This is a genomic window from Lactobacillus nasalidis (assembly GCF_016587775.1).
In the GTDB taxonomy this organism is placed as follows: Bacteria; Bacillota; Bacilli; order Lactobacillales; family Lactobacillaceae; genus Lactobacillus; species Lactobacillus nasalidis.
In genome coordinates this window covers 1-1104 of the sequence record NZ_BOCG01000162.1, presented here as the reverse complement: position 1 = coordinate 1104, position 1104 = coordinate 1, and the positions used below count along the sequence as shown (strand labels likewise).

The following is a 1104-nucleotide window of genomic DNA, read 5'->3' as shown; positions in this document are numbered from 1 at the left end:
GGCCGGCGTGGGCACAGGCGACCCGACCGGCGGCTCCATGGAGCCGCAGATTTCCGCCATGTACCGGCTCAAGGCCTTCAACAAGCAGAACCTGCGCTACTACCAGCAAGCTGGCGGCGGGCACGATCCACAGACGATCGCTAAGATTTTCCGCCACTATGCCAGCGACATTTTTTCCTAACAGCGTGTAGACAAGGAGAGATCCAAAAATGAGAAAGAGAATCAGTATTTTCATAGCCGTCATCGTCGTGCTTCTGGCTGCCGTCATCGGCGTCAACGCCTACAACCGGCGCTCAAGCCAAAGCAGCTCCACCGCTTCTTCCTCCTCCACCAGCAGCAAGAAGTCGAATACCGCCGCGGTCAAGGGCAAGAACGGCAAGGTTCTGGTCGTTTACTTTTCCAGAACCAAGGGCGTTTACGGCGGCAGCCTCAAGGTCGGCAACACGGCCCGGGTAGCCCAGTTCATCCAGCAGTACACCAAGGGCGACAGCTACGAGATTGTGCCGAAGAAGGACTATCCGTCTGGCTATGAGGCCACTACCCGGGTAGCCCAGCGCGAACAGGACGAAAACGCCCGTCCGGCCATCAAGAACGCCCTGCCTAATGTCAAAAAGTACCAGACGGTCTTCATCGGTGCCCCGATCTGGTGGGGCGAATACCCGATGATCGTGCGAACCTTCATCGACAACGAAAACCTGAACGGCAAGACGGTCATCCCGTTCACGACCGCTGAAGGCTCCGGCCTGGGCAACACGGCGGAAACGCTCAGAAAGGCCTACCCGAAGGCCACGGTCCGCCGGGGCTTCACCGCTGAAGGCAACACCGTCCGCGACAACCCAAGCGCCGTTCAAAAGCGGGTCAACAACTGGCTGAAGAAGCTCGGCTACTAAGACCAACATCCTCCATTTTCCATATATACAAAAAACCTTGGCGCTTGAGCCAAGGTTTTTAGTTTATTTCAAAAGCAAAGTCGTCAGCAGGCGCAAAAGCGCGAAGGCACCGAAGACCCAGATGCTTTCCTTGATCCCGCCTAAGTAGCGGCGCTGGTAGAGAGTCATCCCGGCAGCCGCGGCAAAGAGCAGGATAAGGGATGCTGCCGCCAGC

1 protein-coding gene and 1 pseudogene are annotated in these 1104 nt (G+C 57.4%); both read left to right on the top strand.

What is annotated here, in order from left to right:
• A pseudogene (locus lacNas_RS03010) lies at positions 1–181 on the top strand (hypothetical protein); the annotation flags it as partial.
• A gap of 28 nt (positions 182–209) precedes the next feature.
• On the top strand, positions 210–890 hold the full coding sequence (locus lacNas_RS03005) for a flavodoxin (RefSeq protein ID WP_244660699.1): 681 nt from the start codon (positions 210–212) through the stop codon (positions 888–890).
• Positions 891–1104 lie beyond the last annotated feature (214 nt).